At 52.9% G+C, this 23,068-nt stretch carries 23 protein-coding genes; 12 read left to right on the top strand and 11 right to left on the bottom strand.

Annotated features, from left to right (window positions below; genetic code table 11):
• The first annotated feature begins 39 nt into the window (after nt 1-39).
• The 4 genes from AC6I8K_RS10625 (at nt 40) to htpX (ending at nt 4,479) form a co-directional block, all read left to right on the top strand.
• Nucleotides 40-540, top strand: a complete 501-nt coding sequence (locus tag AC6I8K_RS10625; protein WP_064738899.1) for a GAF domain-containing protein — start codon at nt 40-42, stop codon at nt 538-540.
• A 96-nt stretch (nt 541-636) separates the two neighbouring features.
• The gene (proQ, locus tag AC6I8K_RS10620) at nt 637-1,317 is read left to right on the top strand and encodes an RNA chaperone ProQ (protein WP_483817543.1); all 681 of its coding nucleotides are present in this window, start codon (nt 637-639) and stop codon (nt 1,315-1,317) included.
• 19 nt (nt 1,318-1,336) lie between these two features.
• Complete coding sequence (prc, locus tag AC6I8K_RS10615; protein ID WP_064738897.1) at nt 1,337-3,376, top strand: carboxy terminal-processing peptidase; 2,040 nt, start codon at nt 1,337-1,339, stop codon at nt 3,374-3,376.
• 221 nt (nt 3,377-3,597) lie between these two features.
• Nucleotides 3,598-4,479 carry a protease HtpX gene (gene htpX / locus AC6I8K_RS10610; protein ID WP_483817542.1) on the top strand — a complete coding sequence of 294 codons (882 nt, stop codon included), beginning with the start codon at nt 3,598-3,600 and terminating at the stop codon, nt 4,477-4,479.
• Nucleotides 4,480-4,533: 54 nt separating this feature from the next.
• On the opposite strand, the gene AC6I8K_RS10605 is transcribed toward htpX, so the two are convergent.
• Nucleotides 4,534-5,916, bottom strand: a complete 1,383-nt coding sequence (locus AC6I8K_RS10605; RefSeq protein WP_483817541.1) for an MFS transporter — start codon at nt 5,914-5,916, stop codon at nt 4,534-4,536.
• A gap of 193 nt (nt 5,917-6,109) precedes the next feature.
• Between AC6I8K_RS10605 and kdgR the strand changes: the two genes are divergently transcribed.
• A complete protein-coding gene (gene kdgR, locus AC6I8K_RS10600; RefSeq protein ID WP_064738894.1) occupies nt 6,110-6,901 on the top strand; it encodes a DNA-binding transcriptional regulator KdgR in 792 nt (263 codons plus the stop codon).
• 37 nt (nt 6,902-6,938) lie between these two features.
• Here kdgR and AC6I8K_RS10595 read toward each other — a convergent pair whose 3' ends face one another.
• Nucleotides 6,939-7,175, bottom strand: coding sequence for a YobH family protein (locus AC6I8K_RS10595; RefSeq protein WP_064738893.1), 237 nt, complete (start codon nt 7,173-7,175; stop codon nt 6,939-6,941).
• 215 nt (nt 7,176-7,390) lie between these two features.
• On the opposite strand from AC6I8K_RS10595, the gene AC6I8K_RS10590 reads away from it, so the two are divergent.
• From AC6I8K_RS10590 to rlmA, 4 genes are all read left to right on the top strand, one after another.
• Entirely contained in the window at nt 7,391-7,666 is a 276-nt protein-coding gene (locus AC6I8K_RS10590) for a YebO family protein (protein WP_064738892.1), read from the top strand.
• A 684-nt stretch (nt 7,667-8,350) separates the two neighbouring features.
• On the top strand, nt 8,351-8,425 hold the full coding sequence (locus tag AC6I8K_RS10585; RefSeq protein ID WP_110866451.1) for a DUF2627 domain-containing protein: 75 nt from the start codon (nt 8,351-8,353) through the stop codon (nt 8,423-8,425).
• Between the two features lie 83 nt (nt 8,426-8,508).
• A complete protein-coding gene (gene cspE / locus AC6I8K_RS10580) occupies nt 8,509-8,718 on the top strand; it encodes a transcription antiterminator/RNA stability regulator CspE (protein WP_008110414.1) in 210 nt (69 codons plus the stop codon).
• 141 nt (nt 8,719-8,859) lie between these two features.
• Nucleotides 8,860-9,666 (top strand): 23S rRNA (guanine(745)-N(1))-methyltransferase, encoded by an 807-nt coding sequence (gene rlmA, locus AC6I8K_RS10575; RefSeq protein WP_497826687.1) that lies wholly within the window; start codon nt 8,860-8,862, stop codon nt 9,664-9,666.
• On the opposite strand, the gene AC6I8K_RS10570 is transcribed toward rlmA, so the two are convergent.
• The 4 genes from AC6I8K_RS10570 to manX form a co-directional block, all read right to left on the bottom strand.
• Entirely contained in the window at nt 9,663-10,121 is a 459-nt protein-coding gene (locus AC6I8K_RS10570) for a DUF986 family protein (RefSeq protein ID WP_497826686.1), read from the bottom strand. The two genes, rlmA and AC6I8K_RS10570, sit on opposite strands and share 4 nt — an antisense overlap.
• 92 nt (nt 10,122-10,213) lie before the next feature.
• Nucleotides 10,214-11,059 (bottom strand): PTS mannose transporter subunit IID, encoded by an 846-nt coding sequence (locus tag AC6I8K_RS10565; protein ID WP_008110411.1) that lies wholly within the window; start codon nt 11,057-11,059, stop codon nt 10,214-10,216.
• 14 nt (nt 11,060-11,073) lie between these two features.
• Complete coding sequence (locus AC6I8K_RS10560; RefSeq protein ID WP_064738889.1) at nt 11,074-11,874, bottom strand: PTS mannose/fructose/sorbose transporter subunit IIC; 801 nt, start codon at nt 11,872-11,874, stop codon at nt 11,074-11,076.
• 58 nt (nt 11,875-11,932) lie between these two features.
• Nucleotides 11,933-12,904 carry a PTS mannose transporter subunit IIAB gene (gene manX, locus AC6I8K_RS10555; protein WP_483817539.1) on the bottom strand — a complete coding sequence of 324 codons (972 nt, stop codon included), beginning with the start codon at nt 12,902-12,904 and terminating at the stop codon, nt 11,933-11,935.
• Nucleotides 12,905-13,414: 510 nt separating this feature from the next.
• Between manX and AC6I8K_RS10550 the strand changes: the two genes are divergently transcribed.
• Nucleotides 13,415-14,980 carry a TerC family protein gene (locus tag AC6I8K_RS10550; protein WP_064738887.1) on the top strand — a complete coding sequence of 522 codons (1,566 nt, stop codon included), beginning with the start codon at nt 13,415-13,417 and terminating at the stop codon, nt 14,978-14,980.
• Between the two features lie 54 nt (nt 14,981-15,034).
• Here the strand turns inward: AC6I8K_RS10550 and pdeD are convergent, their stop codons facing one another.
• The 4 genes from pdeD to pabB form a co-directional block, all read right to left on the bottom strand.
• Complete coding sequence (gene pdeD, locus AC6I8K_RS10545; protein WP_064738886.1) at nt 15,035-16,597, bottom strand: cyclic di-3',5'-guanosine monophosphate phosphodiesterase PdeD; 1,563 nt, start codon at nt 16,595-16,597, stop codon at nt 15,035-15,037.
• A gap of 229 nt (nt 16,598-16,826) precedes the next feature.
• Nucleotides 16,827-18,191, bottom strand: a complete 1,365-nt coding sequence (locus AC6I8K_RS10540) for an L-serine ammonia-lyase (RefSeq protein WP_483817538.1) — start codon at nt 18,189-18,191, stop codon at nt 16,827-16,829.
• Nucleotides 18,192-18,383: 192 nt separating this feature from the next.
• On the bottom strand, nt 18,384-18,953 hold the full coding sequence (locus tag AC6I8K_RS10535) for a CoA pyrophosphatase (protein WP_497826685.1): 570 nt from the start codon (nt 18,951-18,953) through the stop codon (nt 18,384-18,386).
• Nucleotide 18,954: 1 nt separating this feature from the next.
• On the bottom strand, nt 18,955-20,313 hold the full coding sequence (gene pabB, locus AC6I8K_RS10530; protein ID WP_497826684.1) for an aminodeoxychorismate synthase component 1: 1,359 nt from the start codon (nt 20,311-20,313) through the stop codon (nt 18,955-18,957).
• Nucleotides 20,314-20,423: 110 nt separating this feature from the next.
• On the opposite strand from pabB, the gene AC6I8K_RS10525 reads away from it, so the two are divergent.
• Entirely contained in the window at nt 20,424-20,621 is a 198-nt protein-coding gene (locus AC6I8K_RS10525; protein WP_064738882.1) for a YoaH family protein, read from the top strand.
• A 13-nt stretch (nt 20,622-20,634) separates the two neighbouring features.
• Here the strand turns inward: AC6I8K_RS10525 and AC6I8K_RS10520 are convergent, their stop codons facing one another.
• The gene (locus AC6I8K_RS10520) at nt 20,635-20,979 is read right to left on the bottom strand and encodes a RidA family protein (protein WP_064738881.1); all 345 of its coding nucleotides are present in this window, start codon (nt 20,977-20,979) and stop codon (nt 20,635-20,637) included.
• Nucleotides 20,980-21,103: 124 nt separating this feature from the next.
• Here AC6I8K_RS10520 and yoaA point away from each other — a divergent pair, with 124 nt between their 5' ends.
• Nucleotides 21,104-23,014: a DNA repair helicase YoaA gene (gene yoaA / locus AC6I8K_RS10515; protein ID WP_483817535.1), complete on the top strand. Its 1,911-nt coding sequence runs from the start codon at nt 21,104-21,106 to the stop codon at nt 23,012-23,014.
• Nucleotides 23,015-23,068 lie beyond the last annotated feature (54 nt).

Raw genomic sequence — 23,068 nt, 5'->3', positions numbered from 1 at the left:
GACATCAAGGTCACCACAGTGACGAGTTATGGTTGAACAATGAACAAAAAAGCTTTTTACGAGGATTTGAATCGCGATGTCCGCGCCCTATTGGCGGGTGAAACCTCGTTCCTGGCCGCGCTCGGCAACTGCAGTGCGCTGCTTTTTGAACGTCTGGAAGGCGTTAACTGGGCAGGATTCTATTTACTGACTGAACCGAACACGCTGGTATTGGGTCCGTTCCAGGGCAAAATCGCCTGCGTGCGTATTCCGGTTGGTAAAGGTGTCTGCGGTACTGCGGTGGCTGAGGATAAAGTGCAATTGGTGGAAGACGTGCACGCGTTCCCAGGCCATATTGCGTGCGACGCAGCCAGTAACGCTGAAATCGTGATTCCTCTGAAAGTAAATGGCACCCTCGTAGGTGTTTTAGACATTGATAGTACGGTTTATTCTCGCTTCGACAACGAGGATAAATCGGGGCTGATGGCCCTTACCGACGGGCTTTGTGAAGTGCTGGCGGGCAGCGACATCGTAAAATTTATTCAGCTGACGCACAGCTAATCGACTGGATCACATAGCATTTGGCGATGTTGTCATTATAATGTCGCCTGTTCATGCCTGCTCTGGTCGGCAAATCCGTTGTAATCAGGAAATTTCATGGAAAATCAACCTAAGTTGAATAGCAGTAAAGAAGTCATCGCCTTTTTGGCGGAACGTTTTCCGCAATGCTTTAGCGCCGAAGGCGAGGCGCGTCCGCTCAAAATCGGCATTTTTCAAGATCTGGTCGAGCGTGTTCAAGGCGAACTGAGCCTGAGCAAGACGCAACTGCGTTCTGCCTTACGTCTTTATACCTCTAGCTGGCGTTATCTGTATGGCATCAAAGCGGGTGCTATTCGTGTCGATCTCGATGGCAACGCCTGTGGCGTGCTGGATGAGCAACACGTAGAACATGCGCGCAAGCAACTGGAAGAAGCTAAAGCACGCGTTCAGGCGCAGCGCGATCAGCAGAAAGCGAAAAAGCGTGAAGCCGGTGCAGAAACCGCTGAACGTCGTCCACGCAAACCTGCTCCGCGTAAAGCTGCCGAAGGTGATGCACCGCGTAAGCCGCGTCCACAGGCGCCGCGTGCGGCCGCTACTGAACGTGCAGACGCACCGCAGCCACCGCGTGCTAAACCTGTCACTGATACCTCAACGTTGCAGCCCGGCCAGAACATCAAAGTGACTGCAGGCAAAGGTGCAATGGACGCTACCATTCTTGAAATTACTAAAGATGGCGTTCGGGTTCAGCTCGCTTCCGGCATGGCTATGATTGTGCGCGCAGAACATTTGCAGTTCTGAAACGGAGGCTGACCCTGGCATGAACAACATTTTAAAGATCGGTATGATCGCGGGCCTGCTTTTAGCAGGCCCCACCTTTGGTGCAGATAATATTACCCGCGCCGACCAGATTCCCCAGTTACACGAAGATCCCCAGCATCCCACCGTCAGCGAACGCGTTACTTCACGCTTCACCCGCTCTCACTATCGCCAGTTCGATTTAAATCAGGACTTTTCAGCGAAAATCTTTGATCGCTACCTGAATTTACTCGACTACAGCCACAACGTGATGCTGGCCTCAGATATTGCGCAATACGCCGACAAAAAAAGTACCGTTGGTGATGAGTTCCGCAGCGGTAAGCTGGATGTGTTTTACGATCTCTACAATCTGGCGCAAAAACGCCGCTTTGAGCGCTATCAATATGCGCTGAGCGTGCTGAACCGCCCTATGAATTTCACCGGCAATGACACTATTGACATTGACCGGGCAAAGTCGCCTTGGCCAAAGAGCGTTGATGAGCTCAACGCGCTTTGGGATGCCAAAGTTAAATATGACGAACTGAGCCTGAAATTGGCCGGTAAAGATGAGAAAGAGATCCGCGAAACGCTGACCAAGCGTTACAACTTTGCCATCCGTCGCCTGGCACAAAGCAACAGTGAAGATGTGTTCCAGCTTGCGATGACCGCGTTTGCGCATGAAATCGACCCGCATACCAACTATCTTTCACCGCGCAATACTGAGCAGTTCAACACCGAAATGAGCCTGTCGCTGGAAGGTATTGGCGCAGTGCTGCAGATGGATGACGATTACACGGTGATTAACTCGATGGTCGCGGGCGGTCCGGCTGCGAAGAGTAAATCGATCAGCGTGGGCGATCGCATCGTCGGTGTCGGTCAGCCTGGCAAGCCGATGGAAGATGTGATTGGCTGGCGTTTAGATGATGTGGTTTCAAAAATCAAAGGGCCAAAGGGCAGTAAAGTACGCCTGGAAGTCTTGCCAGCGGGTAAGGGCGCCAAAACCCGTACCGTTACGCTGACGCGTGAGAAGATCCGCCTCGAAGATCGGGCAGTGAAAGGCACCGTGCATAATGTGGGCAAAGAGAAAGTCGGCGTGCTCGACATTCCTGGCTTCTACGTTGGCTTAACTGACGATGTGAAAGTGCAGCTGCAGAAACTACAAAAGCAGAATGTCGACAGCGTGGTGATCGATCTGCGTACTAACGGTGGCGGCGCATTAACTGAAGCGGTTTCGTTGTCGGGGCTATTCATTCCGAGTGGTCCGGTGGTGCAGGTGCGTGATAACAATGGCCGCGTTCGTGAAGACAGCGATAACGACGGCATTGTTTATTACAAAGGACCGCTGGTAGTGCTCGTCGATCGCTTTAGTGCCTCGGCTTCTGAGATCTTCGCTGCTGCAATGCAGGATTATGGTCGTGCGCTAATCGTTGGTGAACCGACCTTTGGTAAAGGTACCGTGCAGCAATATCGCTCGCTGAATCGCATCTACGATCAGATGCTGCGTCCGGAGTGGCCAGCGCTGGGTTCGGTGCAGTACACCATTCAGAAGTTTTATCGCATCAACGGTGGCAGCACCCAGCGTAAAGGCGTCACGCCTGATCTGCTGATGCCAACCGGCGTAGAAGCAGCAGAAACCGGTGAGAAATTCGAGGACAACGCGTTGCCTTGGGACAGCGTGAATGCGGCAAGCTACACCAAAACCGGCGATATCGCGCCGCTGGTACCGCAGCTCACCAAAGAACACGCCGACCGCATCGCGAAAGATCGTGAGTTCCAGTACATCATGAAAGATATTGCGCGTTTCGATGCGATGAAAGAAAAACGTAATATCGTCTCTCTCAATCTTGCCCAGCGTGAGAAAGAGAATCGTGAAGATGATGCACTGCGTCTGGAGCGTATCAACGCACGCTATCAGGCAGAAGGCAAAGCACCGCTGAAGAGCATTGAAGATCTGCCGAAAGATTATAAAGAGCCGGATCCGTATCTGGATGAAACGGTGAAAATCGCTAACGATATGGCCCAGCTGGAGAAATCTCAGCCGGCCACGGTAGGCGCGAAATAACCCATCGGCCTCTCAAATAGCACCGCTTAGGCGGTGCTTTTTTTTTACACTAAAATCGTTATTAAAAGGTGCGAATGCACCGAATTGCGCACTTTGCAGCTTAATGTAAAGTTATGTCTTTTTAGGCACTTAAAGATTAAGGTTGCTTGAAATGCGCGGCAATGACCATAGGATAGATATCCGCGCATTTGCGCGTGCACAACTGAGGAAGATTAACGTTTATGATGCGTATTGCTCTTTTCCTGCTCACCAACCTGGCGGTGATGTTGGTATTCGGACTGATCTTGAGTCTGACAGGAATCCAGTCAAGCAGTGTTCAAGGTCTGATGATAATGGCAGGTCTGTTTGGCTTTGGCGGTGCGTTTGTTTCACTGCTGATGTCCAAATGGATGGCGTTACGATCCGTTGGCGGTGAGGTTATTGAACAACCGCGTAATGAGACGGAACGCTGGCTGATGCAAACTGTCGGCCACCAGGCACAACAGGCTGGCATTGCGATGCCGCAGGTGGCGATTTATCACGCGCCTGACATTAACGCTTTTGCGACAGGCGCACGCCGTGACGCGTCGCTGGTCGCCGTTTCTACCGGCTTGTTGCAAAATATGAGCCGTGATGAAGCGGAAGCGGTGCTGGCGCACGAAATCGCGCATATCGCCAACGGTGACATGATCACCATGACGCTGATTCAGGGGGTGGTGAACACCTTTGTTATCTTCATCTCGCGCATCCTGGCGCAGATTGCTTCCGGTTTCCTGTCGGGTAATCGCGATGGCGAAGAGAGCAGCAACGGTAATCCGATGGTTTACTTTGCGGTCTCAATGGTATTGGAGCTGTTGTTCGGTTTCCTCGCCAGCATCATCACCATGTGGTTCTCGCGTCACCGTGAATTCCACGCTGATGCGGGTTCCGCTAAGCTGGTTGGTCGCGAGAAGATGATTGCCGCATTGCAACGTCTGAAAACCAGCTACGAGCCGCAGGAGCCAAGCAGCATGATGGCTTTCTGCATCAACGGTAAAAACAAATCGTTGAGTGAGCTGTTCATGTCGCATCCGCCGCTCGATAAACGTATCGAAGCGTTGCGCAGCGGTGAATACCTGAAGTAGTCAGTGGTCCGATATACCAGAAATAAAGGGCGCCAGATGGCGCCCTTGCTGTTTTCAGGATTCGGCAGCCTGGCGTGATTGCGTCATGCGCGCCAGGCTCACCACGGCGGCGACAGTGGCAAAGCCACCCGCCAGCAGCAGTGAAGCGTGTGTACCGCTGTCGTTGAACAGATTAAACATCAGCGCGACCAGAGCCGCGCCGCTGCTCTGTCCCACCAGACGCGCGGTGCCCAACATGCCGCTGGCACCGCCGCTACGATGACGCGGTGCTGAGGTGATGATGGTGTGATTATTGGGCGACTGGAAAAGGCCAAAACCAGCACCACACAGCATCATGCGCCAGATGATATCCACATCGGTTGGTTGATCAGGCAACAGCGCCAACAAGAACAGGCCAGCTGCGAACAGGGCTAAGCCTAATCCGCCCAATAATCCCGCATGGTATTTTTCGATCAGGCGGCCCGCAATTGGTGCCATTACCATGGTTGCCAGTGGCCAGGGCGTTAACAGCAATCCGGTTGCCACTTCATTACGGCCCAGCACGTTTTGCAGGAAGAACGGCAACGCCACCATCGCCAGCATCTGCGCGCAGAACGAGCAAATTGAGGTGCCAATCGACAGTGAAAAGAGAGGAATGCGCAGTAAATCCACCGGGAGAAGCGGCACCGGCATGGCAAGTTGACGACGAATAAACACCACCCCGACCACGATGAGTACCACAAGCTCAGTCAGAATCAGCCAGCCATTTTGGCCTTGTGAAAAGCCGGTTAGCGCGGAAATCAGCAGACCGAAGAACAGCGCATTCATAATGGCGCTGGGCACGTCAAATTTCTGCTGCTTCGCTTTCTGGGTGTTATCCGGCAGGAAACGCAACGCCAGCCACAACGCAACGATGCCAAGTGGAATGTTTATCAGGAACAACCATTTCCAGCTGGCGACAGAAAGGATTGCCGCCGCCACAGTTGGGCCGGCCGCGCTGGAGACCGCAACGATCAGCGAATTGATTGCCATACCGCGTCCGAGGAAGCGCTGTGGATAGATGATGCGGATCAGTGCGGTGTTCACGCTCATCAGTGCTGCGCCACCAAAACCTTGCAGCACACGCGCCACGGTCAGCATATTCAGCGATGAGGAGAGCGCGCAAAACAGTGAGGTCGCGATAAACAACGCAAGTCCAACTTGATAAACGCGGCGGTAACCCAGCATATCGCCGAGAAACGATAGCGACAGCAGCGAGATGACGATAGCGATTTGATAGGCGTTAACAATCCAGATCGATTCGGCTGGGCTAGCGTTGAGTTCACGCGCGATGGTCGGCAAGGCAACGTTGGCAATTGCACCATCCAACACCGCCATCATAATCCCAAGGGCAATGGTTAAGATCGCGCCATAGCGCTGGGGAACGGGCAATCCATCCTGAGCAACAGTAGAGGACATAAGTTAGGTAAGTAAAGGAAGTGAATATCATCATGCTAATCAATTCGCTGCCGAAAAGCATCGCATTCATTGACATAAAATTACGTGGGGATGTGTCACTTTGCGTCAGTCGTTGCCGCCATCAGGCTGAAACGCATATACTGGCGCTTCTGTTCCGTTTTTTTTGAAACACTGTCAAAAAAGGATACGCGCCATGGCGAGCAGCGATAATGATAAACAGCCAGACTCCGTTTCATCAGTGATGAAAGTGTTTGGCATACTGCAGGCGCTGGGCGAAGAGCGCGATCACGGCATTACCGAATTGTCCCAACGCGTGATGATGTCGAAAAGCACTGTCTATCGCTTTCTCCAGACCATGAAATCACTCGGCTATGTGGCGCAGGAAGGGGAAAGTGAGAAATACTCGCTGACGCTCAAGCTGTTTGAACTTGGTGCTAAAGCGTTACAGAACGTCGATCTGATTCGTAGCGCCGATATTGAGATGCGCGAGCTTTCGCGTCTCACCAAAGAAACCATTCACCTCGGCGCGTTGGAAGAAGACAGTATTGTCTACATTCATAAAATTGATTCGCTGTATAACCTGCGCATGTATTCACGCATTGGCCGTCGCAATCCACTGCACACTACCGCAATTGGTAAAGTGCTGCTGGCATGGCGCGACCGCGGTGAAGTGCAGGAGATTCTGAGGGAAGTTGAATTCCGGCGCAGCACCGCCAAAACGATTGTGACGGCAGAAGCGCTGCTGGCGGTATTGGATCAGGTGAAAGTGCAGGGATTTGGCGAAGACAATGAAGAGCAGGAAGAGGGCTTACGCTGCATAGCGGTGCCGGTATTTGACCGCTTTGGCGTAGTTATCGCTGGACTGAGTATCTCGTTTCCGACTATTCGTTTTTCTGAAGAGGCGAAAAATGATTATGTGGCGATGCTGCATCGTGCGGCGCGCAATCTGTCTGAGCAAATGGGCTACCACAACTATCCTTTCTAATATGAAAAACGGGCTGTTGCCAGCCCGTTTTTCAAACTTAATTGTCGACCACTTCGCCACTTTTCTTCAGCAGCGGACAATCCGTTACGCCGACAATCCCGCTGTCTGTGTGCAGATACTGTGCCGTGATCATGCCGCGTGCAGTGAGATAGCTGCATTGCAGGCCCAATCCCGCTGCATTCTTGTTGCTGCCGGTGAGTACGCCATAGCCGGTGAGCAGCATCGCTAACCAAATTAATGCCAACAGCATAATCGTCCGAATGAGTAGTTTCATCGTTTCTCCTTGTGATACACAACGCAGCGCTTCCGACGTTGCTGCGAATCTACTGTAACAGCATGCCTCTCTTTAGCTACCGAATCGATCAGAGATAACTGAAAGAGGGTCTCACGGGATAATCTGCTTTCAGCGGCTACCCATTATCTTTTGCGCCGGCAACGAGTAGAATCAGCGGCGGAGTAGATGTTTGATTTTTGACTACAGAGGCAGTTATGAACGAATTAGCCGCAAACACCAGCCCGTTGTTTAACTACGGTGTGCTGACCATCATTATTCTTGTGGCCTTTATTGTCTGGTTTTTCGTCAACCGCGCTAGCGTGCGCGCCAGTGAGCAGATTCGTTTGCTGGAAGCCGTTATCGAAGAGCAAAAGAAACAGAACGCGCTACTGCGCCGTCTTGTTGATGCACAGCCATCCACAGCAAAACCACAAGCGGATGAAGACGCGGATGAAGAACGCGATTTTATTCGGATGATCCCGGAACGTTAAGTTATTGGGATTTATGATGTAAGCGATGTAATGAATACCTGCTACGCACTGAAATGGTGCGTAGCAGGGTAGTGTTGAGTCGTAGAGAAATAATCGAGAACTGCACAAATAGCGACGAAACTGTGCACAATGAATATCAACTAAGATTAATCCTAAGGTGGATTTGTTAAATCAAGCTATTCAATGTTTTTTTCAACATTTAATTGTTGGGTGGATAGTTAAAATTGAGATAAATGCCACCTAATGTTAATGCGTTTATATGGGGCGTTTATTAATTTACTCTCCTGCTTTTGGTGCAAAACAATTAATAACTTATACTTGATAAAACTATTTGTACAAGATTTGAGCAGTGCGCAGATGTTGTGTGGCTGCTGAAATTTTTGGTGGAATATTTTATTGATGCCATATTAGTGCAATATTTTTGTCGTACTTTTAACACCTTAAATTGCACGCCTATAGACATTGCCGCTGCGCTTGACTAAGCGATTATTTGGCGCTAACTACATTGACTGGTAACTCTTTTTTGCGTAGCTAATGCGTCGGGTGTCAATATGTTGCTTGATGAAGTGTATCGCCAAATAACTAATTATGTGCGTCATGTCGATCAGCGTTTAAAAATGGCTTGCCATTAATTTGCGGATATGTGATAACAAATCGTGGGTCAAACGAGGTACAATTCTGTTTATGTATGGCATCTTCAGTAAAGAAGTTACGAGTAAAGACGTTGACGTTGAATACCGCTTCCTTGCCGAACCTTAAATTAGTGCCTCATTCAGTAATGTCTCTGGTTTATCTGTAAGTCTGCCTGCGGGCAATATAATCATTGAAAGGAAATTTGCGAAATGGCAAAGATTAAAGGTCAGGTTAAGTGGTTCAACGAGTCTAAAGGTTTTGGTTTTATTACTCCTGCTGACGGCAGCAAAGATGTGTTCGTACACTTCTCTGCAATCCAGGGCAATGGTTTTAAAACTCTGGCCGAAGGCCAAAGCGTTGAGTTCGAAATCCAGGACGGCCAGAAAGGTCCTGCGGCGGTCAACGTTACCCCAATCTGATTTCGCCCTCAGGCTCGGTGCCATGCACCACTGAAACGAATCTTAAAGCCCTGTTCTGTGAACGGGGCTTTTTCTTTTATCCTTTCTGTCGTCTGGTGACCAGGGTAAACTGCGCCGCGAATCGCTAACCCGGAGTTATCTATGTCTTTGATTTGCCCACTTTGTCATCAGCCTTTACTGCAGCAGGCCACTAGCTTCCGCTGTGATGCGGGGCATCAGTTTGATCAGGCGAAAGAAGGGTACGTCAATTTGCTGCCGGTGCAGCACAAAGGCTCGCGCGAGCCGGGCGATAGCGCAGAGATGCTGCAGGCACGCCGCGCATTCCTTGATGCCGGACACTATCAGCCGCTGCGCGATGGCGTTGCCGGGATCCTCGGTGATCATTTGAAGGGGCAAGCGTCACAGGTATTAGATATCGGATGTGGGGAAGGCTATTACACCGCAGCGATGGCCGATGCGTTACCGCAGGCGCAACTCTTTGGTCTTGATGTGGCGAAAGCAGCGATCCGCATGGCCGCTAAACGTTATCACGCGGTGAAATTCTGCGTGGCGTCCAGCCAGCGTTTACCTTTTGCCGACGCATCTCTGGATGGCGTGGTGCGCATCTATGCTCCCTGTAATGAAGACGAGTTGAGCCGCGTGATTAGATCGGGTGGCTATCTGTTAACGGTGACGCCGGGGCCCCATCATTTGCAGCAATTTAAAGCGCTGATTTACCGCGAGGTGCAGCTGCACGCGGCGGAGGAGAAGGTGTATGCTGGTTTTAAGCAGGTCGATCAACAAAACCTGAATTACAGCATGACGTTGAGCGGAAGTGAGGCAGTGAGCCTATTGCAGATGACGCCCTTTGCCTGGCGTGCGCGCGAAGAGGTGTGGCAAAATCTTGCGGCATCGAGCGTGTTTACCTGCGATGCCGATTTCATGCTGACACTATGGCAGCGTGGTTAACGCGCTTCCACCAGCGTATTGTAGATTCGTTCCAGGTCATCAAGCTGTTTGACGGCAATCAGCAGACGACGCTGCTCCAGCTGCATCACTAAAATGCCATCTTCCGACAGGTTCATACTTTGAATGCGGCGATAGTCGATCCACACGCTGCCAAAAAACAGCCCATTCTCCTTCATCAGCAGCTTCGGGCTGCGAACCCAAAATAGCCAAATCGCCATAAAGCACAGCACCATCAGCAAATTGGTGGTGAGTTGCGTGGCATGTTTATCAATATTGTTCCACAACAGAATCAGCAGCAGCACCACGAAAATAGCGCTGTCGATTTTGTGTCGACGGCGCAGAGCGACGCGAAGTTTGGTAGGACCCTTTCGGCGCGGCAGGATCGCTTCATCATAAATGGCGAACAGTACGAAGCCTGCAATCAGCAGAGCGATCAGGGCGTCAGTCAGTGACATAAGATGTTCTTCCTCAATCGAAATTACCTCAACGTTGGCGCTCAGGTAATGCCGCTCTAAAATAGCCGGGAGCCAGGCTCCCGGCGGGGTGATTACAGACCGAGCAGGCCGATCCAGTAACCGAAGATACCGAGGGCGAAGAAGCCCACGATAATCCACAACGCATTCACCTTACGACGCAGTAGCCACATACAGCCAAAGGTCAGTAACAGTGGAATCAAGCCTGGCATCAGCTGATCGAGGATTGACTGGACGGTGGTGACGGTGGTTTTACCGGTCTGGTCGGTGATACGCGATACAACCAGCGGCACGTTCACATGCGTCCACTTGTTAACCAAGGCCCCCATCACAAAGAGGCCGAGAATCGACGCGCCCTCCGTCAGTTTCTGCAGGAAACCGCCGCCCATATCGCTGACGATATCCACACCTTTACGGTAGCCGTACGCCACACCGTAATAACGCGTTAACAAGCGAACCGCATTAAACAGAATGAAGAACAGCAACGGACCCAGCAAGCTGCCGCTCATCGCGATACCGGCACCCAGCGCAGCAAACACCGGACGTACGGTGCCCCAGAAGATCGGGTCACCGACGCCCGCCAGCGGCCCCATCAAACCCACTTTAATACCGTTAATCGCCGCATCATCAATCGGCGCACCGTTGGCGCGTTGCTCTTCCATCGCCATGGTAACGCCAAGCACCGGTGCCGCCACGTAAGGATGAGTGTTGAAGAACTCAAGATGACGTTTAATCGCCTGTTTACGTTCGTCGTTATTTTCTGGGTAGAGGCGACGAATCACCGGCACCATTGAGTAGCAAAAGCCCAGCGCCTGCATACGTTCAAAGTTCCACGAACCCTGAAACAGGTTAGAGCGCAGGAACACACCGCGGACATCTCCGGGGGTGAGTTTCTTTGGAGTGTTAGTTGTATCAACCATGATTTCACCTGTTCCTAGTCGAGTTCGTTATCGAGGTCATTGTTTGCAGGACCGCTAGTTGCCGCACCTGCAACACGGTTATATTTCGGTGCCAGCTGGATATACAGCACCGCCATCACCACACCAATCACGCCAAGCGCAACCAGGTTGAAGTTGGTGAAGGCTGCAGTAACGAAGCCAAGGTAGAAGAACGGCATCAGATAACCCGCGCGCATCATGTTGATGACCATCGCGTAACCGACTACCACGATCATGCCACCGGCGATGTTCAGGCCGTTGGTGACCACGTCTGGGATGGAGTTCAGCAGTTCCTGAACCACATGGGTGCCGACAGAAATCGCCACGATCAGTGCTGGAATCGCAATACGCATTGCCTGCAATACCAGTGCGGAGACGTGGATCCAGCTAATTGCAGTAAGGTTGCCTTTTTCGGCGGCCTTATCGGCGGCGTGCTGGAAGGCCACGGTGATAGTACGCACGATGATGGTCAGAACCTGACCGGCGGCTGCCAGTGGAATCGCCAACGCGATACCGGCACCGACGCTTTGACCACCGGCAATAACCAGGATGGTCGAGATAATGGAAGCCAGCGCCGCATCCGGGGCAACAGCGGCACCGATGTTCATCCAGCCCAGAGCAATCATCTCCAGCGTACCGCCGATGATGATACCGGTTTTCATATCACCGAGGACCGCACCAATTAAGGTACAAGCCACCAGTGGACGGTGGAACTGGAACTCATCAAGAATCGATCCCATCCCGGCAATACAGGCCACAATAAATATCAAAATGATTTGTAGCGTGGTTATCTCCATTGCATTTCTCCTCTGCAAGGTCTCTAAAATTCGCCCACATTTGCAGGCAAAGGGCGAACTACGGATTGACCTTGGCGATCAGGTCCATCATTTTCAGTCGCTGATCGCTGGACACTTTACGCACTTCCAGTTCGATACCGCGCTCGTTAAGTTTGCGGAACGCCGCGATATCCTTTTCATCGACCGATACCGCATTGTTCACCTGCGTTTTGCCCTGACGGAACGCCATGCCACCGATATTGACTGACTTGATGTCCACGCCTTGCTCAACAATCCTCACCACATCTGTGGGATTGGTGAACAGCAGCATCACCTTGTCATTGCCATATTTCGGGTTGTTCCACACGCGCACCATCTTATCGACATCCACCACGTGCGCGGTTACGCCGGGCGGGGCGACCTGCGTCAGTAGCGTTTTACGCACGTGATCGTTCGCCACTTCATCAGAAACAACGATGATGCGGGTAACGTTGGTCTCTTTCGTCCAGCGCGTGGCCACTTGCCCGTGAATTAAGCGGTCATCAATACGCGCCAGGCCGATTTTCATGTGATCGCCTGGTGCCATCGGCTTTTGTGGCTGAGCAGGCGCTTGCGCCACAACCGGAGCAGGCGCTGCTGCGGCTGAAGCAGGGGTTTCCGTCTTGAGGGCTTTAACGCCTTCACGACCGGCTTCAACCGCGATATGAATCAGTTCTTCCAGTGAGGGATTGTCATCACGTCCCATCAGGGTTTCTACCAGCATCGGGATGTTAACGCCGGCGATGACATCATACCCCTCCTTATCCACCACAATGCGGCTGGCCGCGTTGAAGGGACTGCCACCCCAGGTATCGACCAGGAACAACACGCCCTTTGACGTGTCGAGATCTGCCAGCCGTGCCTGATACTTTTCGATTAGCGTTTCTGCATTTTCGCCGGGAACGAAATCAATCCATCCGACATTTTCCTGCTCACCTAACAGCATCTCTGCTGTTTTAAGCAACTGTTCTGCCGCCCAGCCATGTGTACCAATTACAATAGCAATGGTCACTTGCTACCTCCGTTCGCGTGAGAGATTCTCTGGCATTGCCGGGAATCATTGAAAATTACCGTTAGTGTTTCAGGTGGATCGTTAGTTGTGAGATAAAGAAAAGCATCAATAAATAAAACGAAACAATCCGCTACACAGCGATAAGGTCGCGATTTATTTTAGTGATCGAAAAAATAAAATATGTGATGTTTGTCAGCTATTTCGCGCGTAAGGGCGTTAATATGCGCTTTTGTACGATATTCATGCGTTTGCGTAGATATTTGTAAATGTAATAAATTTTTTTGACGCCGTTGATGTAACTGATACATTAGCCATCTGTTTATTACTCAGGAGTACCGGGCTTCAGCTCACCTTTATGGACCGTCACCGACGTCGCTCAACATGTTCTCAGCGCTTTCCTGCGCCTGCTTCCACGCTCTCCAGCGTTATCACCGCCTGTAACGATCTCTCGTCTCGCCCTCTGGTGCAGACTCAATTTCGTGCGCCCTCACGTTCAGTAAGGAGTCATTGATGGAATTTCTCTTCGACCCCTCAATTTGGGCGGGTTTGCTCACGCTGATCGTGCTGGAAATCGTTCTCGGCATTGATAACCTGGTATTTATCGCCATCCTCGCGGACAAATTGCCGCCGAAGCAGCGCGATAAAGCCCGTCTGATTGGTTTGTCGCTCGCCCTGATCATGCGTCTCGGCTTGCTGTCGCTGATTTCCTGGATAGTGACGTTGACGCGACCCCTATTCAGCGTAGGCGATTTCAGCTTTTCCGGACGAGATTTAATTCTGTTGTTCGGTGGTTTGTTCCTGTTATTCAAGGGAACCATGGAACTGCATGAGCGGCTCGAGAGCCGCGGACTCGAACATCAGGGTAATAAGAGCTACGCCAGTTTCTGGGCGGTGGTGATTCAGATTGTGGTGCTGGATGCGGTGTTCTCTCTCGATGCGGTGATTACCGCCGTGGGTATGGTGAACCATCTGCCGGTGATGATGACCGCTGTGGTGATCGCCATGGGCGTGATGCTGCTGGCCTCGAAGCCGCTGACGCGATTTGTTAATGAACATCCCACGGTGGTGGTGCTGTGCCTGAGCTTCCTGCTGATGATTGGTCTGTCACTGGTGGCTGAAGGCTTTGGTTTCCACATTCCAAAAGGTTACCTGTACGCCGCGATTGGCTTCTCCATCATCATTGAGCTGTTCAACCAGATTGCGCGCCGTAACTTTATTAAGCATCAGGAACATCGCCCGATGCGTGAACGCACCGCAGAAGCGATTTTGCGTCTGATGGGTGGACGCCAGCGTAAGCAGTCCGCTACCACAGAAGAGACTTCGTTAACCGAAGCCATGCCGCAGGAAGCGTTTAAAGACGAAGAGCGCTACATGATTAACGGCGTATTGACGTTATCGCAGCGTTCAATTCGTAGCATTATGACGCCACGCGGCAACATCTCGTGGGTGGATGTTTCGCGTCCGCTGGATGAAATCCGTATTCAGTTGCTGGATACGCCACACAGCTTGTTCCCGGTGTGTCGCGGTGAGCTGGATGAAATTATCGGCGTGGTGCGCGCCAAAGAGCTGCTGGTGGCGTTGGAGCACGGTATGGATGTGGCGACCTTTGCCGCTAACACGCCGGCGATTGTGGTGCCGGAAACGCTGGACCCCATCAATCTTCTGGGCGTGCTGCGCCGTGCAAAAGGTAGCTTCGTGATTGTCACCAACGAATTTGGTGTGGTACAGGGCTTAATCACGCCGCTGGACGTGCTGGAGGCGATTGCCGGTGAGTTCCCGGATGAAGATGAAACGCCAGACATCATTGCTGATGGCGACGGTTGGTTAGTGAAGGGCGGCACCGATTTGCACTCGCTGCAACAGCTGCTGGATCATCACGAATTAGTGAAGGCCGATGAAGATCACGCTTCATTAGCCGGTTTGTTGATTGCCCAGAAAGGTCAGCTGCCGCTGCCGGGCGAAGTGATTGACTTGCCACCACTGCACTTCCAGGTGATTGAGGCGACCGATTACCGTATCGATCTGGTACGCGTCACCAAAGATAAGCCATTCGATCATGAAGAACAGGCAGAGTAAGTGATCTGACAGACGTGAACAAAACGGCCATCCCGCAAGGAGTGGCCGTTTTTTTTATGCGCTTAATTGCGCCTGATGCTGAGCCAGCCACAGCGGGAAGTCTTCGATGGGCATCGGACGCGCATAGAAATAACCTTGCAGATGGTCGACGCCACGCTCACGCAGATAATGCGCTTGCTCCGCAGTTTCAACGCCTTCCGCCACCAGCGCAATATTGAGGCGCTGCGCCAGTGAAATCACCATATCCGTGACGGTAGCGTTTATCGCATCAGTACCAATCGCGGCGGTGAAAATCTTATCGATCTTCAGTACATCCGGTTTCAGGTCTTTCAGATAAGCCAGCGAACTGTGGCCGGTGCCAAAATCGTCAATCGCCAGTCGCACACCAATCTCATGCAACTGCGACACCACAGATTGATCGATTATCGGTAAGGCATCACGTTCTGTCAGCTCGACCACCAGTTTCGGCATCGGATTGGCGGGCCACCAGATATTCTGCAGATCTTCCACAATCGCGCGATCGTGGAAATGGCTAGCGGCAACGTTAATGGCAATATGGAAAGAGGGACATTGTGGCAGAGTCGGCAGCGCATCCACCACCTTCGCCAGCACAAAACGGGTTAACGGCGCGATCAGATTTTGTCGCTCGGCCAGGGGAATAAACACGTCCGGCGCAATCCAGCCTTGTCGCTGATTATGCCAGCGCAGCAGCAACTCCATGCCATCGCATTCACCGCTTTTTGCGTTAATCAGCGGTTGGCAATACACCATAAATTCATTGGCTGTAATGCCATAGCTGATTTGCCAGCTAAGACTCATGCGATTAGCGGTCGCCAACCAGACGATGTAACCAATCAACAGGCTCAACATCAGCGCCAGCGGCAGTTGCGAAGGCAGGGTGTTGAGCGCCAGCCGGGCGGGAGAGGGGCCATACAACGTAATGCTGAATGGATAACGTAGCGACGCCTGATCGTAAGCCACTTCATCTTCTGAGGGCTCGGTTTGCTCGATCAGCGGATTACCGTACTCAAGGCTTTGTCCGCCGACGTTGAAGATCGCACGCTCCACCCACGGCAACTGCGGCTCCAGCAGGTAATCGGTCATCAACTCGATATTGATGACCTGTAGCATCCCTTCTCGATTATCCAACGATTTAGGCGTCCAGAGCAGCAGCACCGGCGATCCTTTCAACAGATCATCATCCGTGGCTAACATCATGCGCTGATTATTGATGGCTAATTCTGGATAGGTTTGGCTGAAGGAGAGATTTTGCGGGCCAAAAATGCTTGAGCAATAGAGTGTGTCATTTTGCACCAACAGCACGGTGCGCACGGTTTGCAGCGCGGCGATTTTCTCAATCAGCGGATAGCGCACTTGTGCGCAGGGGACGCCAACCAGGCCGAGGGTGTTGTTGGCGGAAACCTCCAGCGGCGAGAACATCCGATCAAACCGTTCAATCGCGCGGGTGGCGAAATTCAGTGACTGTTGCTCAATACGCGATTTCTCTTCGATATAACGAAAAGTCAGCGTCAGGACCAGAACCAGCGAGGCGATCACTAACGCAATAAGCAGTCGCTTACGGCGAAATTGGCCCACAAATTGCTGGGGAACGAGCATCAGTAACCACCTTGCAAAACAAAGATTGAAGCCAAATTAACGTGTAGGTTATCGGCATTGAGGCGGCCAGGTTTAGCGCGGTTGAATAAAAAATACGGCACTAAAAAAAGCGCGGCCACTCAGGGCCGCGCTCAAAATCAATGTATCTGGTTTACTCAGTTGCGGGTAGCAACAGATGCAGAAAAAAATTAACTGTTGCTTTAATCGTCAGCGAAGCAAGTGAAAATGCTTAGTCGCACTGGACCTTAATCGCCAATCCACCGCGTGAGGTTTCACGGTATTTGGCGTTCATGTCTTTGCCGGTTTCGTACATGGTTTCAATCACCTTATCCAGGGACACGCGAGGTTCACTGGTGCGGCGCAGCGCCATGCGCGCGGAGTTGATGGCCTTGACTGAAGCGATGGCGTTACGCTCAATGCACGGTACCTGAACCTGGCCAGCGACCGGATCGCAGGTTAAACCCAGATTGTGTTCCATCCCAATTTCTGCTGCGACGCACACTTGTTCTGGGCTGCCGCCGAGCAGTTCCGCCAGACCGGCCGCCGCCATTGAGCAGGCCACACCAACTTCGCCCTGGCAACCCACTTCGGCACCGGAAATCGACGCGTTCATTTTATACAGCACGCCAATGGCGCCAGAAGAGAGGAAGTAGCGGATAAAGATGTCCGGCGTAACAGGTTCGATAAAGTGATCGTAATAGGCCAGCACCGCCGGCACGATACCGCAGGCACCGTTAGTGGGTGCCGTCACCACACGCCCGCCAGCCGCATTCTCTTCATTAACTGCCAGCGCAAACATATTCACCCAGTCGATCACATCCATCGGATCTTTCGAGTGCTTGGTTGATGAAACCAGCAGGCGGCGCAGCGAAGCCGCGCGGCGTGGTACGCGCAATGGACCTGGCAGCACGCCTTCCGTGTTCAGACCGCGATCGATACAGGCCTGCATGGTTTGCCAGACATGGCCAAAATAAGCATAAATCTCTTCGCGACTGTGCAGCGCCAGTTCGTTCTTCATCACTAAACCTGACAGCGACAAACCGCTTTCACGGCAGTGGCTGAGCAGTTCGGTGGCGGAATGAAACGCCCACGGCACGGAAACCTCGTCCAGGACAGGCTGGCCGAATTGCTCCTCATCAACGATAAAACCGCCGCCGATGGAATAGTAAGTTTTACTCAGAATCATCACATCGCCCGCGAAAGCGAACACGGTCATGCCGTTCTCATGCAGCGAGAGGTTTTCACTGCGGAACACCATGCCGCCTTCACGTGGGAAATCCACTTCGCGCGCGCCGTTGGCCAACAGCAGACGTTCGCGCTGCTCAACATCTTTGATGAACGCTGGAATGCCGTCGATATCGACGGTGGCCGGTTCGAAACCCGCCAGACCCATAATAATCGCGATATCGGTGTGGTGACCTTTGCCGGTGAGCGACAGCGAACCATAAACGTCGACCGCGACGCGCGTCACGTCCTGTAATTTGCCTTGTTCGGCCAGCAGATCGACAAACAGTTTGCCCGCTTTCATCGGGCCAACAGTATGTGAACTGGATGGGCCGATGCCCACTTTAAACATGTCAAAAACACTAATCACCGGTGACACTCCTCACAAATCTTATTCTGCACGGCACAAGCCGTTTATGCGGCTAATAGTAATCGTCCATGCCGTATAACGAGCAGCTTTTCGCATGAAATAAACTAATTATAAACCACAGAAATAGTTATCCGTTTGTACCGTTGTGAGGCAGATCGACTTTCGCTCTGAAAGCCTAACCAAGCGGGAGATTTAGGGCAGGGCGATTTGCTGACTCAGCGCGCGGATAATACCGGCGGTCATGCCCCAGATAAAGTAATCCTCATACCACGACAGCCAGACCTGATGTTGGCGATGACCGCGGCGCAAGGTGAGATCGCTATAGCGGCTAAGACGCAGAGCTTCCGCCAGCGGCATGGCAAATGCGCTTTCTACTTCGTCAGGATTGAGCAGCAAAGCAAGATCAGCCGGAATAATGCCAACCACAGGCGTCACGGCAAAACCGGTGCTGCTGGTCACCGGTGGCAGAACGCCGATAATCTGCACCTGTTCCGGCTGAATACCCACTTCTTCCTGCGCTTCACGCAGCGCGGTATGGATGAGCGAAGCGTCAGTGGCATCCTGCATGCCGCCGGGAAACGCCACTTGTCCCGCGTGTTTACGCAGATGCGAGGAGCGGCGTGTGAGCAGCAAGCCAGGTTCCGCGCCGTCAATAACCGGCACCAGCACCGCTGCACGTCGTCCGCTGATGGCGCTTTTCGGAGCATGCAGTGGGGATTGCAGCACAAAGCGGCTCAGGAACTGCTCAAGCGTTAAATTCATCTCAGGTCTCGTCGCGCAGGCTGGGCAAAATACGGTTCACCTTATGGAAGGTTTCCTGATATTCGGCATTAAGGTCGCTGTCGGCAACTAATCCGCCACCGGCGGCGCAGTAAAGCTGGTGGTTTTCCGCAATCAGCGTCCGAATGGTGATGCTGGTATCCATGCGGCCACACAGGCTGATGTAGCCGATGCTGCCACACCACGCATTGCGCCGATGCGGCTCTAACTCTTCAATAATCTCCATCGCGCGGATCTTGGGTGCGCCGGTAATGGAACCGCCGGGGAAACAGGCACGCAGCAGATCGGTTGCGCTCAGCGTTTCAGGTAAACGCGCACGCACGGTACTCACCAGATGATGCACCGCCGGGAACGGCTCAACTACGAAGAGTTCCGGTACGCTGACGCTGCCGGGCACGGCCACCCGACCAATGTCATTGCGCAGCAGATCGACAATCATCAGATTCTCTGCGCGATCTTTCTCCGAATTAGCGAGCTTCTCTGCCTGTAAACGATCGGCTTCGGCATCAGCAAGGCGCGGCAAGGTGCCTTTAATCGGACGCGTTTCAATGTCCTGCTGCTGTAAAGAGAGAAAGCGCTCTGGCGACAAACTCAGCAGCGCACTGTCTGGCAAACGCAGGAAGGCGCTGAACGGTGCGCGATTTGCCTGCGTCAGGCGCAAAAATGCCTGCCATTCATCACCGCGATAGCTGGCCTGAAAACGCTGCGCCAGATTCACCTGATAGCAATCACCCGCTTGAATATAGGCCTGTACCGCGTGGAATCGCTGGGCATACTCCTCAAAACTGAGGTTCGATTGCCACTCGCTGGTCAGGGCGAAGGGGGCGATTTGCGGCGCATGCTGCGCATTTAACCACTGCCAGCGCTGTTCGGCATCGGTTAGCGAAACCAGCGTCAGTTTCTGCAGGTGATGATCGGCAATCAACGCCCAGTCATAAATCCCCACCGCCATATCTGGCGTGTTGAGATCCTGCTGGGCGCGCTGCGGCAGAGTTTCAAAGCGCCGTCCCAAATCGTAGCCAAACAGCCCGAGGGCGCCGCCCTGAAACGGTAAATCAGCAGCAAAAGCGGGCGTGACACCCAGCGCGTCACATTGCTGTTGTACCAGCAGCAGCGGATCAGCGGAGGAATGAACGACCTCATCACCGCAGACAATTTCGGTGCTGGCGCCACGTGTGGTCAGCGTCGCGCGCGGATCGGCGGTCAGGATATCAAAGCGGTTATCTGCGTGGTCGGCCTGACCAGACGTCAGCAACATCGCCCAGCATTGGTGGGCAAGTGGCGCAAAAAGGTGTAACAGCGTTTCGGGCGTATACTTCAGAACGAGGCTTTTTACCATCATGGGACAAATCACTTCAGCAAGCAGGTCGTTAGCCTGGCATATTTTTTTGTTGCTGGCACCCGTTTGTTCCACGTGGTAATAATGCGTCCCCCATGCACCAGGAGTGAATTATGTTTACAGGTCTTCCAGCGTTATCCCATGAACAACAACAGCAAGCGGTTGAACGCATCCAGGAATTGATGGCGGGCGGTATGTCGAGCGGACAGGCGATTGCGCAAGTGGCGCAGGAAATTCGTCAAACTTACAAAGGTGAAGGCATTCGGGCGATGTTCGAAGACGATGAGGATGAAGAAGACGACAACGAATAACGCCCGAACGGATTTACAGCGCGGCGATAATTTTGATTTCAACTTTATACTTCGGGTTCATCAAACCGGCCTGCACGGTGCAACGCACCGGCGCATTGCCCGGTGAAACCCACGCATCCCAGGCGCGATTCATCGCCGGGAAGTCGCTTTTCTCCACCAGAAAAATGGTGGCGTCGAGAATCTTACTCTTATCCGATCCGACGCGCGTCAGCATGGCGTCAATCACCGCCAACGCATTGGCGGTTTGCGCTTCTGCATCATCATCCAGATTTTCCGGTACGCTGGTGTAATAGACGGTTTGGTTATGTACCACGGCTTCTGACATGCGGTGCTCTGGATCAATACGCGTAATGGTCATGCTGTTCTCCTTTAATTTTGCTGCGCTAGCCTGCCATATCACGGGGGCGCATGTCATCTGTTGTGGTTGCCCGCCTGGAATCCTGACATAATTACAGTGGTTTTTATTTTTGATGTGAGGAAGTGTGGCAGACGATTTTGCAGCTGATGGCGCACTGGCGCAGGCAATTCCGGGCTTTAAACCGCGTGAAGCACAGCGCCAAATGGCCAAAGCGGTGACCGAAGCGGTTAAAACAGGCGGCGAGCTGGTAGTTGAAGCGGGCACCGGAACCGGTAAAACCTATGCCTATCTGGCGCCAGCGTTGCGGGCGAAGAAAAAAGTCATTGTCTCCACCGGATCCAAAGCGTTGCAGGATCAGCTTTATAACCGCGATCTTCCCACCATCGCGCGGGCCTTGAAGTTCAGCGGCAAAACCGCGCTGTTGAAAGGGCGCTCCAACTATTTATGCCTCGAACGTCTTGAGCAACAAAATCAAACCGGCGGCGATCTCAGCGTACAGGCGCTGGGCGATTTAACTAGCGTGCGCGGCTGGTCGTCAGAAACCACCGATGGCGACGTCAGTAACTGCAACGGTGTGGCAGAAGACAGCCCGATCTGGCCGTTTGTCACCAGCACCAATGATAACTGCCTCGGCAGCGATTGCCCGCTGTATAAAGATTGCTTCGTGGTCAAAGCGCGTAAAAAAGCCATGGACGCAGATGTGGTGGTGGTGAACCATCATCTGTTTCTCGCCGATTTAGTGGTGAAAGAGGGCGGCTTTGGCGAACTGATCCCAGAAGCCGATGTGATGATCTTTGATGAAGCGCATCAGCTCCCCGATATCGCCAGCCAATATTTCGGTCAACAGTTGTCGAGCCGTCAACTGCAGGACCTCGCCAAAGACATCATCATCGCCTACCGCACCGAAGTGCGTGACGTGCAGCAGCTGCAAAAATCCGCCGATCGTCTGGCGCAGTGTGCGCAGGATTTTCGGCTGACGCTTGGCGAACCGGGCTTCCGCGGCAACCTGCGCGACCTGCTGAGCGACAACAACATCATGCGCATGTTTACCTTATTAGATGATGCGCTCGAACTTTGTTACGACGTGATCAAATTGTCGCTTGGCCGTTCCGCGCTGCTGGATGCCGCCTTTGAGCGCGCGGCACTGTATCGCACGCGGCTGAAACGTCTGCGCGCCATTGATGAGCCGGGCTTCAGCTATTGGTATGAGTGCAACAGCCGCCATTTCACGCTGGCGCTTACGCCGCTGTCGGTGGCAGAACGCTTCCGTGAAGTGATGGACAACCGTAAAGCCGCGTGGATTTTCACCTCCGCTACGCTGGCGGTGAATGAGCAGATGAGCCATTTCTCCAGCCGCCTTGGTGTGGATAACGCCACCACCATGATCCTCGATAGCCCGTTCGACTACACTCAGCAGGCGCTGCTGTGCGTGCCGCGCAATATGCCGGAACCGAATCATCCGGGCGGCGCGCGTCAGCTGGCGCGCATGATGAAGCCGCTGATTGATGCCAACAAAGGCCGCTGCTTCTTTCTCTGCACCTCGCACAAGATGATGCGGGAATTAGCCATTGAGTTTCGTGCTTCTATGACCTTGCCGGTGCTGCTGCAGGGTGAAACCAGTAAAGGACAATTGCTGAAGCAGTTCCTTGAGGCCGGTAACGCTTTGCTGGTGGCAACCAGCAGCTTCTGGGAAGGTGTCGACGTGCGCGGTGATGCACTGTCGTTGGTGATCATCGACAAGCTGCCGTTCACTTCGCCAGAAGATCCGCTGCTGAAAGCACGCATGGAAGATTGCCGCCTGCGCGGTGGCGATCCGTTTAATGATGTGCAGCTGCCCGATGCGGTGATCACCCTTAAGCAGGGCGTGGGGCGTTTAATTCGTGATACTGAAGATCGCGGCGTGTTGGTGATTTGCGATCAGCGTCTGGTCTCACGCCCTTACGGCGGCTTGTTCCTTAACAGTTTGCCGCCGACGCCGCGCACCCGCGATATTGCTCGCGCTATCGAATTTGTCCGTCAGCCTGTGGATCACTAATTTGTGCCAGGTTGTGTTAAGATGCGCGCCATTTTTTGACTCTCTGAGGTTGTT

The sequence above is a fragment of the Pantoea sp. X-Soil-ISGK-421 genome, assembly GCF_059730785.1.
The sequence above is the reverse complement of the archived record's forward strand: the minus strand, read 5'-3'. Positions and strand labels throughout refer to the sequence as shown.

What these genes read in the sequence shown, in the direction of transcription:
- AC6I8K_RS10625 (WP_064738899.1), top strand. Translation starts at nt 40, where the DNA reads ATGAACAAAAAAGCTTTTTACGAGGATTTGAATCGCGATGTCCGCGCC.
- proQ (WP_483817543.1), top strand. Translation starts at nt 637, where the DNA reads ATGGAAAATCAACCTAAGTTGAATAGCAGTAAAGAAGTCATCGCCTTT.
- prc (WP_064738897.1), top strand. Translation starts at nt 1,337, where the DNA reads ATGAACAACATTTTAAAGATCGGTATGATCGCGGGCCTGCTTTTAGCA.
- htpX (WP_483817542.1), top strand. Translation starts at nt 3,598, where the DNA reads ATGATGCGTATTGCTCTTTTCCTGCTCACCAACCTGGCGGTGATGTTG.
- AC6I8K_RS10605 (WP_483817541.1), bottom strand. Translation starts at nt 5,916, where the DNA reads ATGTCCTCTACTGTTGCTCAGGATGGATTGCCCGTTCCCCAGCGCTAT.
- kdgR (WP_064738894.1), top strand. Translation starts at nt 6,110, where the DNA reads ATGGCGAGCAGCGATAATGATAAACAGCCAGACTCCGTTTCATCAGTG.
- AC6I8K_RS10595 (WP_064738893.1), bottom strand. Translation starts at nt 7,175, where the DNA reads ATGAAACTACTCATTCGGACGATTATGCTGTTGGCATTAATTTGGTTA.
- AC6I8K_RS10590 (WP_064738892.1), top strand. Translation starts at nt 7,391, where the DNA reads ATGAACGAATTAGCCGCAAACACCAGCCCGTTGTTTAACTACGGTGTG.
- cspE (WP_008110414.1), top strand. Translation starts at nt 8,509, where the DNA reads ATGGCAAAGATTAAAGGTCAGGTTAAGTGGTTCAACGAGTCTAAAGGT.
- rlmA (WP_497826687.1), top strand. Translation starts at nt 8,860, where the DNA reads ATGTCTTTGATTTGCCCACTTTGTCATCAGCCTTTACTGCAGCAGGCC.
- AC6I8K_RS10570 (WP_497826686.1), bottom strand. Translation starts at nt 10,121, where the DNA reads ATGTCACTGACTGACGCCCTGATCGCTCTGCTGATTGCAGGCTTCGTA.
- AC6I8K_RS10565 (WP_008110411.1), bottom strand. Translation starts at nt 11,059, where the DNA reads ATGGTTGATACAACTAACACTCCAAAGAAACTCACCCCCGGAGATGTC.
- AC6I8K_RS10560 (WP_064738889.1), bottom strand. Translation starts at nt 11,874, where the DNA reads ATGGAGATAACCACGCTACAAATCATTTTGATATTTATTGTGGCCTGT.
- AC6I8K_RS10550 (WP_064738887.1), top strand. Translation starts at nt 13,415, where the DNA reads ATGGAATTTCTCTTCGACCCCTCAATTTGGGCGGGTTTGCTCACGCTG.
- pdeD (WP_064738886.1), bottom strand. Translation starts at nt 16,597, where the DNA reads ATGCTCGTTCCCCAGCAATTTGTGGGCCAATTTCGCCGTAAGCGACTG.
- AC6I8K_RS10535 (WP_497826685.1), bottom strand. Translation starts at nt 18,953, where the DNA reads ATGAATTTAACGCTTGAGCAGTTCCTGAGCCGCTTTGTGCTGCAATCC.
- pabB (WP_497826684.1), bottom strand. Translation starts at nt 20,313, where the DNA reads ATGATGGTAAAAAGCCTCGTTCTGAAGTATACGCCCGAAACGCTGTTA.
- AC6I8K_RS10525 (WP_064738882.1), top strand. Translation starts at nt 20,424, where the DNA reads ATGTTTACAGGTCTTCCAGCGTTATCCCATGAACAACAACAGCAAGCG.
- AC6I8K_RS10520 (WP_064738881.1), bottom strand. Translation starts at nt 20,979, where the DNA reads ATGACCATTACGCGTATTGATCCAGAGCACCGCATGTCAGAAGCCGTG.